Below are 12,458 nucleotides of genomic sequence, written 5' to 3'. Positions count from 1 at the left end.
TCCATTATTGGAGTCTATATCAAAAGTAGTTCCATCGATACACTGGCTGGCTTGACCTCTGCCGGAGAAATCCATGACTACCGCAAGCCTTGTTTCCCCTCAAGCCAGCAAGATGCCGCCCGGCGTGCTGGCGCTGGCCGTCGGCGCCTTTGCCATCGGCGTCACCGAATTCATCGTCGTCGGCATCTTGCCGAGCATTGCGAAGGATTTGCATATTTCCATCGAATCGGCCGGCTCGCTGGTCAGCCTATATGCGCTGGCGCTGGCCATCGGCACGCCGCTGCTGGTGCTGCTGATGTCGCGCCTGCCGCGCAAGGCAGCCTTGCTGGGGCTGATGAGCATGTTCCTGGTCGGCAACTTGCTGGCCGCCTTTTCGCACACGTTTGAATGGTTGCTGGCGGGGCGGGTCATCACGGCCGTGGCGCACGGCACCTTCTTTGCCATCGGCGCCACCGTGGCGGCCAGCCTGGTCGCCAAGGCGCAGGCGGGCAGGGCGATTTCCGTAATGTTTGCGGGCCTGACCCTGGCCATGGTGATCGGCGTGCCCTTCGGCAGCTTCCTCGGCAATTTGATGGGCTGGCGCTTGCCCTTCTTTGCTGTCGTCGTGCTGGCTGCCGTGGGATTGGGCGCCATGGCGCGCTGGTTGCCGGCCGGTTTGCCGCAGGGCAAGGGCGGCCAGGCCATGACGCAGCTGGCGGCCCTCGGTAGCGGTCCCATTTTGACGATGATGGCCGTGACGACGTTCGGCTTCGGCAGCAGCTTTGCCGCCTTCACCTTCATCACGCCCATCCTGACGGATGTGACGGGCTTTTCCGCCAGCATGGCTAGCGCCTTGCTGATCGTGTTTGGCGCCGCCACTTTTGCCGGCAATCTGGCGGGTGGCTACCTGACGAGCCACCTGGGCTGGCAAAAGGCCTTGCGCCTGATGCTGCTCTTGCTGGCCGTCACGCAAGCTGGCGTGGCCCTCAGTATCAGCTCGCCCTGGATGATGACGGTGATGCTGTTCGTCTGGGGCGTGTTCGCCTTCGGCCTGTCGCCCGCCCTGCAGGCCGGCATGCTGGCCACGGCCGAGCGCTATACGCCGCAAGCCGTCGATTTCGCCTCGGGCCTGAATATCTCCGCGTTTAACCTGGGCATTTCCTTCGGCTCGATGCTGGGAGCGCTGATGGTCTCGCACCAATTGATGGCATCGTCGCCGTGGGCGGGCGTGGCCGCCGCATTACTCGCCTTGCTGCCGCTGGCGTGGCTGGCGCGCCGCAATCTGGCTGTCCACGTGGCGGGGGTGGTCGCGCACTGAGCGCGGCCCCGCCCACCTTACTCCAGGAGCGCGGCAATCGCCAGCGGCGTGCCGCTGGTGAGGACCTGTCCCGCATCCTGATGCGCATGGAAACGGTAGACGAAGATGCGGAAACCGGCCACGGCGTCGCCGGGGAATGCGGGGCCTTCCTGCGCCGCCAGCGGAATCGCCGCACCATCGCTGCCCTGGTAGCGCACTTGCGCCGCCTCCGTCCTCGGATACGAAAACTGCACGCCGGCGCAGCGCTTGCCGCTCGCCCCGCCCGTGGAGCGCAGGTAGGCGAGCAGCTGTTCGCAGGCGGCGCGCAAGTCGGCCGCCGCATACACGCCATCGGGCCGCGTAACGATGGAGACCCAGGCGCTTGTGGTGATCTGCCCCGGCTTGCGGTTCCAGGTCAGCTCCGCATTGTCGTCATACGCGGCCTTGGAGAACGGGAAAACGGCCAGGCCCAGCGCATCGAGCGGCAGCGCCAGTTGCGCGCTCTTGCCGTGCAAGGTCAGGCGCAAGTCGCCCATGGACACGCTGGCGTCGCGCGGACGCAGGCGCAGATGGTTTTGCAGGAATTGCTTGTGCTTGCCGTACTTCTCGAACCAGATCATGTGGCGGTAGGCGTCGCGATACGCGGTCCAGTCGGTTCCTTCCTGTGCGCAGGCGAACGCGGGCAGTAGTGCCAGGCCGAGAAGCAGGGGTTTGAGCATGGTGCTTAAAACCGGTAACCGAGTCCGCTGGACCAGGTGATGACGTTGTGCCGTTCGATGAAGGGGCTGTGGGCCGGCCCGCTGCCCAGCCGCGTGCCCGTCACGGTGCTGTTGAGCAGCCACTTGCTGCTCAGGGCCCAGTTCCAGTTGATGCCAGCATGGATGGAGGTGACGCCGCCGGCCGGGCGGTAGTCGCGCGCGCCGCCGGTGGCGAAGCTGACGGCGTACTGCTCGTCCATCACGGCGCCGCTGGCCAGCGACACGCCGGTCGATAAGATCACCGTGTGATGAGCCGCCAGCGAGGGCAAGGTCTTTTGCAGGCCGACCTGGCCGCGCCAGCCGCGTGCGCTCGTGTCGTACAGCAGGTTCGACGTGACGCGCGCCGCGCCGCCCAGGTAATAGCCATAGAAACCGCCCACGTCGAGCGAGCCCTTGATGCGCCGCGTGCCGCGCAGGCGCCAGCTATCTTCCGGACCGCGCGCGTTGCTGGAGGTGAGCAGCGGGCCGTACTCCACGCCCGGCGTTGCCGACAGGTGCATGCCCGCCACGCCGCTGGCAGAGACGAACACGCCGTTGCTCCACTGGACTTGCAGCAGCGGCCGCAGGACGGCGGCGCGCGGTGCGCCATTGTCCGTCGCGGAGCTGCCCGTGACAGCCGCTCCCACGTACATATCCCTGCTCCCGTCGGGCATCATCAGCGCGCTGGCGTCGTCGGCCAGTGCCGGAGCACAGGCGGCCAGCAGCAACAGCAGGGGAGAAAAACGGGAAAAAAAACGGGGAGCGAACTTGTTCATGTATTCCTTTTAAAAGCCGAAGCGGACACCGAGCGCCAGGCGGTTCATCCTGCTATCGAATCCTTCGTATTTGACTTTCGGGGCGTGCTCCCATTCGAGCTGCAGCGCCACGTCCTTGTTGATCTGGTAGGCCACTCCCACGCTTGCGTACAGGCCGGTCTTGCTTGCCGATTCGCCCTGCGGCGCATTCTTGCCGTCGATGGTGAATTCAACGCGGCTGCGCGCCACGCCAGCCTTGCCGAACAGCGACCAGTCGTCGTCCAGGTGCCATGTGCCGCGCGCCGCCAGGTAGGCGGCGCTGGAACGCACCTTGAACTGGTAGCCGGGATCGAGGTCGAAGCTGGTCGCGCCGCCGCTGGCGCGGTAGCCGCCTTCCAGGGCCCAGGCCGGCGTCAGCTCGTAGCCGGCGAAGACGCCGAAGGGTACCGCCTTGCCTCTGGCATCGCGCTGGCTCTTCGTGTCGCCATCGGCACGCAGGATCTTGCCGTCGGTAGCCGGGCTGACGTTGGCACCCACATACAGGCCTTCGGCATGGACCATCGAAGTGGCGGCGATGGCGAGCAGGGTGCTACATACAATTTTTTTCATGTTCGGATTCCGGTTGAAGTAGGAGCTACGAATGTTAGGCAAACGTCGTTCCGGAATCCGCCCTAGTTTGTCCTTGAATTGTCCTCAATTTGTAGGGCACATTTGTATGAAAAGTGTACAGATGTGTATGTGATTGTCGAATATGCCACTTTTGCGCTGCGCTCCACTACAATACGCCACAAAAATGGCGGCGCGGAGGGGCGATGCAACGTGTAATGCTGGTGGAAGACGATGCGCGGCTCGCCGCGCTGGTCAAGGAATACCTGGATGAATACGACTATGTGGTCGACGTGGTGACGCGGGGCGACCAGGCCCTGGCGCGCTTCCGCGACCTTCAGCCTGACCTGGTCATACTCGACCTGACACTGCCCGGCGTCGACGGCCTGGTGGTGTGCCGCCAGCTGCGCCAGCTCAGCGCCGTGCCCATCCTGATACTCACCGCGCGCGAAGACACCTTCGACGAAGTCTCGGGCCTGGAGCAGGGCGCCGACGATTACGTGAACAAGCCGGTCCAGCCACGCGTGTTGCTGGCCCGCCTGCGCGCGCTGCAGCGGCGCGGCAGCGCGGCGGCCGGCAGCGACATCGTCATCGGCCAGTTGCGCATCTCGCGCGCGAACCGCGCCGTGCACTGGCGCGGACAGGAAATCGCCATGAACAGCGCCGAATTCAAGCTGTTTGCGATCCTGGCCGACGCTTCGGGCAAGGTCATGTCGCGCAACGATATCCTCGTCAAGATGCGCGGCATCGAGTTCGATGGCCTCGACCGAAGTATCGACAACTGCATCTCGCGCCTGCGCCGCAAGTTCGACGACGGCGGCGCCGAGCGCATCAAGACGGTGTGGGGCGAAGGCTATCTGCTCACGCCCTCCGCCTGGGAATGAACCGTCTTTTCTGGCGTTTCGCGCTGCTGATGCTGATGGCCATCGCGCTGGCCAGCTGCGTCATTTACTTCACCTTCAGCCGCCTGTTCGGCGATCCGCTTGAGCATATCGCGCGCGACCAGGCCGCCGGCCAGATATTCCTGCTGGAGCAGTACATCGACCAGGCGCCCGCCGACGAATGGTTGCCGCGCCTGAACAAGGTGCGCGAAGTGTCGGACGTCACGCTGGAGCTGCAGCCCTTGTCCACTGTGCTGCGGGCGCTGCCGGCCGCCCGGCGCGCGCAGCTGCTGCAAGGCGCCGTCGTGATGGACGTGGGCGGCAAGGCTTTTTACCGCCGCGTGGACGGCACCGGCGCGCGCTATGCCGGCAGCGAGGACGATGTGATCCACGCGCAAAACCTGCCCATCGACGTCGGCCAGGCGCTGCGCATGGAGGCGATCCGCTTCGCCGTCATCGCGCTATGCCTGCTGCTGCCGCTCGGGTGGTGGACGCGCGCACACGGGCGCAGCCTGGCGGCGCTGTCGCGCATGGCCGACGATTTTGGACAGGGCGACCTGGCGGCGCGAGCGCAGGTCAGGCCTGCGTCGAGCATCGCGCCGCTGGCCGGACGCATCAATGAGATGGCCGAGCGCATCGGCTCCCTGCTGGAAGCGCGCCGGCATTTGCTGCTGTCGGTGTCGCACGAGCTGCGCACACCGATCGCGCGGCTGGAATTCGGACTGGCGCTGCTGGTTGAACGGCATGCGGGGCAAGACCCTGCCATGCGGCGGCGCATCGATGCCATGGGCGTGGATGTCGAAGAATTGAAGACGCTGGTCAATGAGTTGCTGAACCTGATGCAGCTTGATCATGCGCAAGCCTTGCCGCGCCAGCCGTTCGCCCTGGCGCCCCTGCTGCACACCTGCATGGCGGCCATCTTGCCGCGACAAGTGAGCGCCGACATCGCCGGCGATCTGGGCGAGCTGCGCGGCGATCCCCGCCTGCTGGCGCGCGCCATCGGCAACCTGCTCGGCAATGCCGCCAAATATGCCGTCGTGCGCATCGCGCTGTCGGCCGTGCGCGATGGTAATGCGCTGCGCATCGTGATCGAGGATGACGGTCCAGGCATTCCCGCCGACCAGCGCGAACGGGTGTTTGCCCCATTCTATCGCCTGGCCCGCGAGCAGGACCATACCGCCGCCGGCCATGGCCTGGGGCTGGCCATCGCCGCCAGGGCCGTCGCGCTGCACGGTGGCGCCATCGCCATCGACGACTCGCCGCTGGGTGGCGCGCGCTTTACGATTTATATTCGGGCCTGAGCGCCGGCGCACCGCGTTTCAGGCGCTGCGCCATGTACGAGCTGCCCATCGACGCGGCCATGATCATGGCGATGGCCAGCCATTGCGCGGCGTCCAGCCGTTCATCGAGCAGGATGAACGCCAGCATGGCGGCCACGGCCGGTTCCATGCTGCTCATGATGCCGAACGCTTGCGGCGTCAGCCGTTTCAGGGCCACCATTTCCAGCGAGATCGGTATCGCGCTGGAAATCAAGGCCACGCCCAAGCCCACGGCCAGCACGGCGGGCGAGAGCAGGGCGGTGCCGCTGTGCAGCACGCCCACGGGCACGACCACCAGCGCGGCCATGGCCAGGCCCAGCGACACGGAATGACCTGCATGCAAATGGCTGGCGCGCTTGCCGAAGATAATATAGGTGGCCCAGCAGACGGCGGCGCCCAGGGCGAACAGCACGCCAGTGGGGTCGAGATTGCTGATATCGTGACCGAGCGGCAACAGCAGCGCCAGTCCCGCCACGGCCAATGCCACCCAGACAAAGTCGAGCGGACGGCGCGAGGCCAGCAGCGCCACGGCCAGCGGGCCGGAAAATTCGATCGCCACGGCGATGCCGAAGGGAATTGTGCGCAGCGCCATATAGAAACACAGGTTCGTCAAGCCCAGCGCGGCGCCATACAGGGCTACCGTGCGTAAGTCGGTGCGGCTCAGCTGCCAGCGCCACGGGCGCCAGAACAGCAACAGCAACAGGGCGGAAAAGCCCACGCGCACGGCCGTCGTGCCCTGTGCACCGACCAGCGGGAACAGACTATGCTTGGCCCACGACGTGCCCAGTCCCAGACAGGTGACGGAGCCCAGGATGGCCAACAAGGGGATAAAAGAAGAGTAGCGGTGCTGTAGCATGGCGAGTATGGCTTGATATCGTAAGCATGAAAGTTTATTGTGTCTGCTCTGATATTTGCACTGCATTTTGACCCCCATGACGCAACTTTCGCTCACGCCTGCCTTTACCCTCGATGCCTTCGACCTGGCGATCCTGGACATCTTGCAACGCGATAACACCACCTCGCAGCGCGAAATCGCCCAGGCCGTGCATTTGTCCGCACCCGCCGTGCAGCGACGCATCCGCCGCCTGCGCGAAAGCGGGGTGATCCGTCATGAAGTGGCCGTGCTCGACGCGAGCCGCCTGGGCCGCCCTTTGATCTTGACGGTGGAAGTACATTTGCACGATGAGCACCCGCTGCGCACAGCCGGCATGCGCGCACGCATCATGGCCGAACCGGCCGTCCAGCAGTGCTACGGGATCACGGGCGAGGCCGACTATCTGCTGGTCATTACTGCCAGCAGCATGGCCGAATACGAGGCGTTGACGGAACGCCTGTTCGGCGGCGACGACAATATCCGGCGCTACCGCACCTCGGTGGCATTGACCTGCCTCAAGATGGGCTTGCACGTGCCGCTGGGATAGAGAAAAGGCCAGCCAGATGAGCATATCCAAAAGCAGGCAAGTCGCCATGACGGCAGCCATGCCCGCCAGCCTGCGCGCCGCCGTGGCTGCTTATCAATGGGCGCGCGACAGCATCGGTGAGTCGGGCGCTGCCGTCTACCGGCTGCATGGCAGGGACGGTGCGCCTGGCCTGTACCTGAAGCACGGCAGGGCTGTTGCCGCCGCCGATATCGCCGATGAAATGGCGCGGCTGCGCTGGCTGGCGCAGTACCTGCCCGTGCCGGCGGTGGTGCAGTTTGCCCGCATGGCTGACCCGGACCAGGCATGGCTGCTGATGACTGCGCTGCCTGGCACGACGGCGTCCGAGGTGCTGGCAGCGAACCCCGCGCTGGGTCCCGCCGTGGTCGATGCGCTGGCGGCCTTCCTGCGCCGCCTGCACGCGCTTCCCGTGAGCGCTTGCCCGTTCAACGCCGGCCATGCCGTTCGGCTGGCCCAGGCGCGCCGGCGCATCGATGCGGGCCTGGTTGATGCAGAGGATTTCGATGCCGGGCGGGAAGGCTGGACGGCAGGGCAGGTGTGGGCGGCGCTGCAGGATAGCCTGCCTCTGGTGCCCGACCTCGCCGTCACGCATGGCGATTTTTCGCTGGAGAATATCCTGATGCAGGAAGGCGCCGTCGTCGGCTGCATCGACGTGGGACGTGCCGGCGTTGCCGACCGCTACCAGGACCTGGCTATTGTCTGGCGTGCTCTCGGTGAGTTGGATGCCTCGCTACAGCAAAGGTTTGCGCAGCAATATGGGCTCCTTGATATCGATCAAGGCAAGCTGCAATTTCACTTGCTGCTGGACGAGCTGTTCTGAATGTCACCAGTCATCACGGCGCTGGCAGCCTACTGCTCCTCGCGCTCGGCATCGCGTTCCCTGCAGCTCAATGACGCGTAATGCCCCTTGGCCACCCTGGTCTTGATGGCCACGTCGCTCAGTGCATGCCGGATATCGACCGGGTCGGTCAAGGTGCAGCACTGGGCGCGGGCGAAGGCTTGCAGTTTCTGCGTGTTGCCGCGCACCTTTACCGTTACGCCAACGCCGGAGCTGACGCAGCAGCCGATGTATTGCGTGATGTATTCTTCCTCGATGAGCACTAATTCATGTCCCATGAAGCTTGCGGGCTTTTTCAGCAGGTAGTAATCGGTGTAGTCGAAGCGCTGGTCGGGCTGCTTGCCGATAAAACCTTCGCGCATGTAGGCCTGGATCGCCTTGCCCGAGGTGCCCACTCTGTCCGTCGTGCCCTTTTTCAGGTGCAGCGCATGGAGCAAGCCCATTTCAAGCCCAGGATAGGCAACGGTGTAGGCGCTGGCGCAACTGGCGGCCAGCAGAAGAGCGCCGATCAGGCGGCGGGTGCGGCTCCAGTCAGACATGGGATTGATTCCTTGCATACATTTCATACTTGAAGAGGCGAAGAAGAGAAACGGCGCAGTGTAGCCCACGCCAGCCTGTGTGCGTGGCACAATGCGTGACCCGCATGCCACTCACCCGAGGACTTTCATGACCCGCGCCATCCTAGACGAAGCCCAAATACATCCCGCCGCCCGACCTTTGATCGGCAGCAAGCATACGGACATCGTGCGCGAGGTGCAGGCTGCCATCGCCGCGCACCAGGTGGTGGTGGTCGGCATGGCGCTCAATCCGTTTCCCCGCAAGGCGCGCAAGATACTCGACGTGCTGGGCACGCCTTATCAGTACTTGCAATACGGTAGCTATTTGAACCAGTGGCACCGCCGCAATGCCTTGAAAATGTGGACGGGCTGGCCGACTTTCCCCATGGTCTTTGTCAATGGTGTGCTTATCGGCGGCGCCAGCGAGTTGCAAAAACTGGTGGAAAATGGCGAGTTCAGCGGCATGCTGGCGAAGAAGGTGCGCCAGTTTTAAACGCTTCCTTACTCTCCCGGCCGCCACGGCGACTTGCGCGTGCGCAAGGGGTCGAGCAAGCTTCTTAGGTCGTTGTGGTCAAGCTCGTACATCAGCGCGATTAAACTGCCCAGTTCGCCCGAGGGAAAGCCTTCGCGCGCGAACCAGCCCAGGTAGTGGCCTGGCAAATCGGCCAGCAACCGTCCCTGATATTTCCCATATGGCATTTCGCGCGTGACCAGCAGCGCCAGTTTTTCTGAATTCATGTTGGTGACCCCATGTTGATCCGAGCAGTGTAGCAGACCCTCGAATTGTTGATTTGTGCGCAACTATCTTCTGCCGAGCGAGCTATTTTTCGGAATAAAGAAAATCCTCATACTGCATGCCAACATCTTTTACCGGAGTTTGTCATGTCCATTGCCCTGCTCGCGCTGCCTCTCAGTGCATTTGCCATCGGAACCACCGAGTTTGTCATTGTGGGGCTGTTGCCCACCATCGTCGCGGATCTGGGCGTGAACTTGCCGTCGGCCGGTTTGCTGGTCAGCCTGTATGCGCTGGGCGTCGCCGTTGGCGCGCCTGTCCTGACTGCCCTGACGGGCAAAGGTCCCCGCAAGACCCTGCTGCTGTCGTTGATGGTCTTGTTTACCCTGGGTAACTTGCCCTGGTCTACAAGTAAGTTGCTGGCAGAAAACACCAAAACGGGCGGGCGCAGGGTTTAAAATAGGGCTTACCTTCCTCTGGCCCCTACTCCCCATGTCCGATACAGCAACGTCACCCCTGCGCCTGCGCGCCGCTATCAATCCCAAACCGCTGGGCATTGCCCTGTTGCTCATTGTGCTCGGTGCCTGGTACCTGGCGCTGACCGTGGGCATCACCCAGGCCGCGCTGTACGTGGTGGGCGCCTTGCTCGGCATTACGCTATATCACGCGGCCTTCGGCTTTACGTCCGCCTGGCGCGTCTTCATTGCCGATGGCCGCGGCGACGGCTTGCGCGCGCAAATGCTGATGCTGGCCGTCGGCGTGGCGCTGTTTTTCCCCGCGCTGTCGGCCGGCACCCTGTTCGGCACGCCCGTCGCGGGCCTGGTTTCTCCCGCCGGCACCTCGGTGATCTTCGGCGCCTTCATTTTCGGCATCGGCATGCAGCTGGGCGGCGGTTGCGCCTCCGGCACCTTGTACACGGTCGGTGGCGGCAGCACGCGCATGCTCATCACCCTGGCCGCCTTCATCGTCGGCTCCGTGATCGGCACGGCGCACATGCCGTTCTGGACGGCGCTGCCGCAGCTCAAGCCCATTTCTCTCGTCACGACCCTGGGCCTGGCGCCCGCGCTGGCGCTGAACTGGATCGTCTTCGCGCTGATCGCCGGCATCACGGTATTCGTTGAAAAGCGCCGCCATGGCAAGCTCGTCGCCACGCCGCTGCGGCCAACACAGGCATCGCCCTGGCTGCATGGCCCATGGCCGCTGGTGGCGGGCGCCATCGCGCTCGTCGTGCTGAACTTCGCCACCCTGGCGTTGTCGGGCAAGCCATGGGGCGTGACGTCCGCGTTTGCCCTGTGGGGCGCCAAGGCCGCATCGGTGGTCGGCATCGATACTGCCAGCTGGGCCTACTGGTCCACCAAGGCCAACGCCGCCGCCCTGGCCGCGCCGCTGACGCAAGACAAGACCTCGGTGATGGATATCGGCATCGTGCTGGGCGCCATGCTGGCGGCGGCGCTAGCCGGCCGCTATGCGCCCGTGTGGCGCATCCCGCGTCGCTCGATCATCGCCGCCGTCGTCGGCGGCTTGCTGCTCGGCTATGGCGCGCGCCTGGCCTACGGCTGCAATATCGGCGCGTATTTCAGCGGCATCGTCTCGGGCAGCTTGCACGGCTGGCTGTGGCTGGTCTGCGCTTTCCTCGGCAACGTTGTCGGCACGCGCTTGCGTCCGTGGTTTGGCCTGGAAGTGGAGCGCGTGAAACCGAGCGGCTGCTGATGCCTGATTGACCTGGGGCATTGCTGTACGCTTTGTTGTATATTTCTGCCCCTGTTCATCTTTGCCGCCAGTGCAACGCCCATGTCCCCAGTCATCCTGTTTGCCGTCGTGCTCGCGTATTTTCTGATCCTGCTGGGCGTGGCGTGGCGCACGTCGCGCCACGCCACCAACGACAGTTTTTTCATCGGCAACAAGGATAGCAATTGGATGCTGGTGGCCTTCGGCATGGTGGGCACCACGCTCACGGGCGTCACCTTCATCAGCGTGCCGGGCGCCGTGGGGAGCAACGGTTTCGGCTACATCCAGCTCATGATCGGCTATGTACTGGGCTATTTGGCCATCACGTTTATTTTGCTGCCGCTGTACTACCGGCTGCAGCTCACGTCGATTTACCGCTACCTGGAATTGCGCCTGGGGCGGCGTTCCTACCAGAGCGGGGCGGCGTTTTTCATCGTGTCGCGCCTGCTGGGCGCCACGGCGCGGCTGTATCTGGTGGTCAATATCCTGCAGGCGACGATACTCGACAGCTTCGGCGTGCCGTTCTGGCTGACGTCGTGCGTCGTGCTGCTGCTGATCCTGCTCTACACGTATGAGGGCGGCGTGAAAACCATCGTCTGGACCGACACCCTGCAAACGGCCTGCATGCTGGCGGGGCTGGTGATTTGCAGCGTGTTTTTGCTGCGCGAGATGGACCTGTCCCTTATCGATAGCCTCGAGCGCATGCGCGCGCAAGGCCTCACGCGCATCTTCACCGTCGACCCGGACAGCCCAGCGTATGTCTGGAAGCACATCGTGGCCGGCATGTTCATCACCATCGCCATGACGGGCATGGACCAGGAAATGATGCAAAAAAACATTTCCGTGCGGACCTTGCGCGACTCGCAAAAGAACATGCTCAGCCTGACCGTGGTACTGACTGGCGTGCTGCTGCTGTTCCTCTTCCTCGGCGGCTTGCTGCACCTGTATGCGCCGCTGGCGGGCGTGACGGCCACAGGAGATAAACTGTTCCCGGCCGTGGTGCTCGGGCATTTCCCCGCCGTGGTGCAGCTGATTTTCTTCATCGCCCTCATCTCCGCCCTGTTTCCCAGTGTGGACGGGGCGCTGACGGCGCTCACGTCCACCTTCTGCATCGACATCCTGGGCCTGCAGCGCAGGCAGGATTTGAGTGCCGCCACGCAGATGCGCTGGCGCCGCCGCGTCCACCTCGGGTTTTCCGCACTGTTCTTGATCCTGATCATGGCCTTCAAGTGGATTGATAGTCCCAGCATGATCGTCGTGATCCTGAAGCTGGCCAGCTATACCTATGGTCCGCTGCTGGGCCTGTTCGCCTTCGGCCTGCTGAGCCGGCGCGGCGTGCGCGACCGCTGGGTACCGCTGGTGGCCGTGGCCGGGCCATTGCTGTGCGCGCTGATCGAGGGGGAGCAGGCGCGGCTGTTCGAACATTACCGCATCGGCCTGGAATTGCTGATTTTGAATGGCGCCCTGGTGCTGGGCGGCCTGTTTCTCATTTCCACGCCGGCAGGGCAGGGTGGCCAAGGCACGCGATACTTGTCAAAATAAGACGAATCCCAAGACGATCGCGGCCATTTTCAGCTATATTGATTTCC

General features: G+C 64.0%; 14 protein-coding genes and 1 pseudogene. 9 read left to right on the top strand and 6 right to left on the bottom strand.

Features of this window, described 5'->3' with window-relative positions:
- The first annotated feature begins 73 nt into the window (after positions 1 to 73).
- Positions 74 to 1,297, top strand: a complete 1,224-nt coding sequence (locus ACP7DE_RS02460; RefSeq protein ID WP_426070584.1) for an MFS transporter — start codon at positions 74 to 76, stop codon at positions 1,295 to 1,297.
- 17 nt (positions 1,298 to 1,314) lie between these two features.
- On the opposite strand, the gene ACP7DE_RS02455 is transcribed toward ACP7DE_RS02460, so the two are convergent.
- The 3 genes from ACP7DE_RS02455 to ACP7DE_RS02445 are packed head-to-tail and all read right to left on the bottom strand — an operon-like array spanning position 1,315 to position 3,377.
- Positions 1,315 to 1,995: a hypothetical protein gene (locus ACP7DE_RS02455; protein ID WP_426070583.1), complete on the bottom strand. Its 681-nt coding sequence runs from the start codon at positions 1,993 to 1,995 to the stop codon at positions 1,315 to 1,317.
- Between the two features lie 5 nt (positions 1,996 to 2,000).
- Positions 2,001 to 2,789 carry a MipA/OmpV family protein gene (locus tag ACP7DE_RS02450; RefSeq protein ID WP_426070582.1) on the bottom strand — a complete coding sequence of 263 codons (789 nt, stop codon included), beginning with the start codon at positions 2,787 to 2,789 and terminating at the stop codon, positions 2,001 to 2,003.
- Between the two features lie 9 nt (positions 2,790 to 2,798).
- Entirely contained in the window at positions 2,799 to 3,377 is a 579-nt protein-coding gene (locus ACP7DE_RS02445; RefSeq protein WP_426070581.1) for a porin family protein, read from the bottom strand.
- Positions 3,378 to 3,580: 203 nt separating this feature from the next.
- On the opposite strand from ACP7DE_RS02445, the gene ACP7DE_RS02440 reads away from it, so the two are divergent.
- Together ACP7DE_RS02440 and ACP7DE_RS02435 are read left to right on the top strand one after the other, a co-directional pair.
- Positions 3,581 to 4,258, top strand: coding sequence for a response regulator transcription factor (locus ACP7DE_RS02440; protein WP_071076386.1), 678 nt, complete (start codon positions 3,581 to 3,583; stop codon positions 4,256 to 4,258).
- Positions 4,255 to 5,556: an ATP-binding protein gene (locus ACP7DE_RS02435; RefSeq protein WP_426070580.1), complete on the top strand. Its 1,302-nt coding sequence runs from the start codon at positions 4,255 to 4,257 to the stop codon at positions 5,554 to 5,556. The genes ACP7DE_RS02440 and ACP7DE_RS02435 overlap by 4 nt, the downstream gene beginning before the upstream one ends.
- Here ACP7DE_RS02435 and ACP7DE_RS02430 read toward each other — a convergent pair.
- Positions 5,534 to 6,430, bottom strand: a complete 897-nt coding sequence (locus tag ACP7DE_RS02430) for an EamA family transporter (protein WP_426070579.1) — start codon at positions 6,428 to 6,430, stop codon at positions 5,534 to 5,536. The genes ACP7DE_RS02435 and ACP7DE_RS02430 overlap by 23 nt on opposite strands.
- A gap of 76 nt (positions 6,431 to 6,506) precedes the next feature.
- Between ACP7DE_RS02430 and ACP7DE_RS02425 the strand changes: the two genes are divergently transcribed.
- Positions 6,507 to 6,995, top strand: a complete 489-nt coding sequence (locus ACP7DE_RS02425) for an Lrp/AsnC family transcriptional regulator (protein WP_426070578.1) — start codon at positions 6,507 to 6,509, stop codon at positions 6,993 to 6,995.
- Positions 6,996 to 7,011: 16 nt separating this feature from the next.
- Positions 7,012 to 7,833 (top strand): APH(3')-I family aminoglycoside O-phosphotransferase, encoded by an 822-nt coding sequence (locus ACP7DE_RS02420; protein ID WP_426070577.1) that lies wholly within the window; start codon positions 7,012 to 7,014, stop codon positions 7,831 to 7,833.
- A 29-nt stretch (positions 7,834 to 7,862) separates the two neighbouring features.
- Here ACP7DE_RS02420 and ACP7DE_RS02415 read toward each other — a convergent pair whose 3' ends face one another.
- Positions 7,863 to 8,390 carry a hypothetical protein gene (locus ACP7DE_RS02415; RefSeq protein WP_426070576.1) on the bottom strand — a complete coding sequence of 176 codons (528 nt, stop codon included), beginning with the start codon at positions 8,388 to 8,390 and terminating at the stop codon, positions 7,863 to 7,865.
- Positions 8,391 to 8,517: 127 nt separating this feature from the next.
- Here ACP7DE_RS02415 and ACP7DE_RS02410 point away from each other — a divergent pair, with 127 nt between their 5' ends.
- Positions 8,518 to 8,901: a glutaredoxin domain-containing protein gene (locus ACP7DE_RS02410; protein ID WP_426070575.1), complete on the top strand. Its 384-nt coding sequence runs from the start codon at positions 8,518 to 8,520 to the stop codon at positions 8,899 to 8,901.
- 8 nt (positions 8,902 to 8,909) lie between these two features.
- Here ACP7DE_RS02410 and ACP7DE_RS02405 read toward each other — a convergent pair whose 3' ends face one another.
- A complete protein-coding gene (locus tag ACP7DE_RS02405; RefSeq protein WP_034749909.1) occupies positions 8,910 to 9,146 on the bottom strand; it encodes a DUF3820 family protein in 237 nt (78 codons plus the stop codon).
- A 144-nt stretch (positions 9,147 to 9,290) separates the two neighbouring features.
- On the opposite strand from ACP7DE_RS02405, the pseudogene ACP7DE_RS02400 reads away from it, so the two are divergent.
- The 3 genes and pseudogenes from ACP7DE_RS02400 to ACP7DE_RS02390 all read left to right on the top strand — a co-directional run.
- A pseudogene (locus tag ACP7DE_RS02400) lies at positions 9,291 to 9,539 on the top strand (MFS transporter); the annotation flags it as partial.
- Between the two features lie 94 nt (positions 9,540 to 9,633).
- Complete coding sequence (locus ACP7DE_RS02395) at positions 9,634 to 10,851, top strand: YeeE/YedE family protein (RefSeq protein ID WP_426070574.1); 1,218 nt, start codon at positions 9,634 to 9,636, stop codon at positions 10,849 to 10,851.
- An 81-nt stretch (positions 10,852 to 10,932) separates the two neighbouring features.
- On the top strand, positions 10,933 to 12,411 hold the full coding sequence (locus ACP7DE_RS02390) for a sodium:solute symporter (RefSeq protein WP_426070573.1): 1,479 nt from the start codon (positions 10,933 to 10,935) through the stop codon (positions 12,409 to 12,411).
- Positions 12,412 to 12,458: the final 47 nt, after the last annotated feature.

It is taken from the genome of Janthinobacterium sp. DSP2-3-3 (genome assembly GCF_049897325.1).
GTDB lineage: Bacteria > Pseudomonadota > Gammaproteobacteria > Burkholderiales > Burkholderiaceae_D > Janthinobacterium.
The sequence above is the reverse complement of the archived record's forward strand: the minus strand, read 5'-3'. Positions and strand labels throughout refer to the sequence as shown.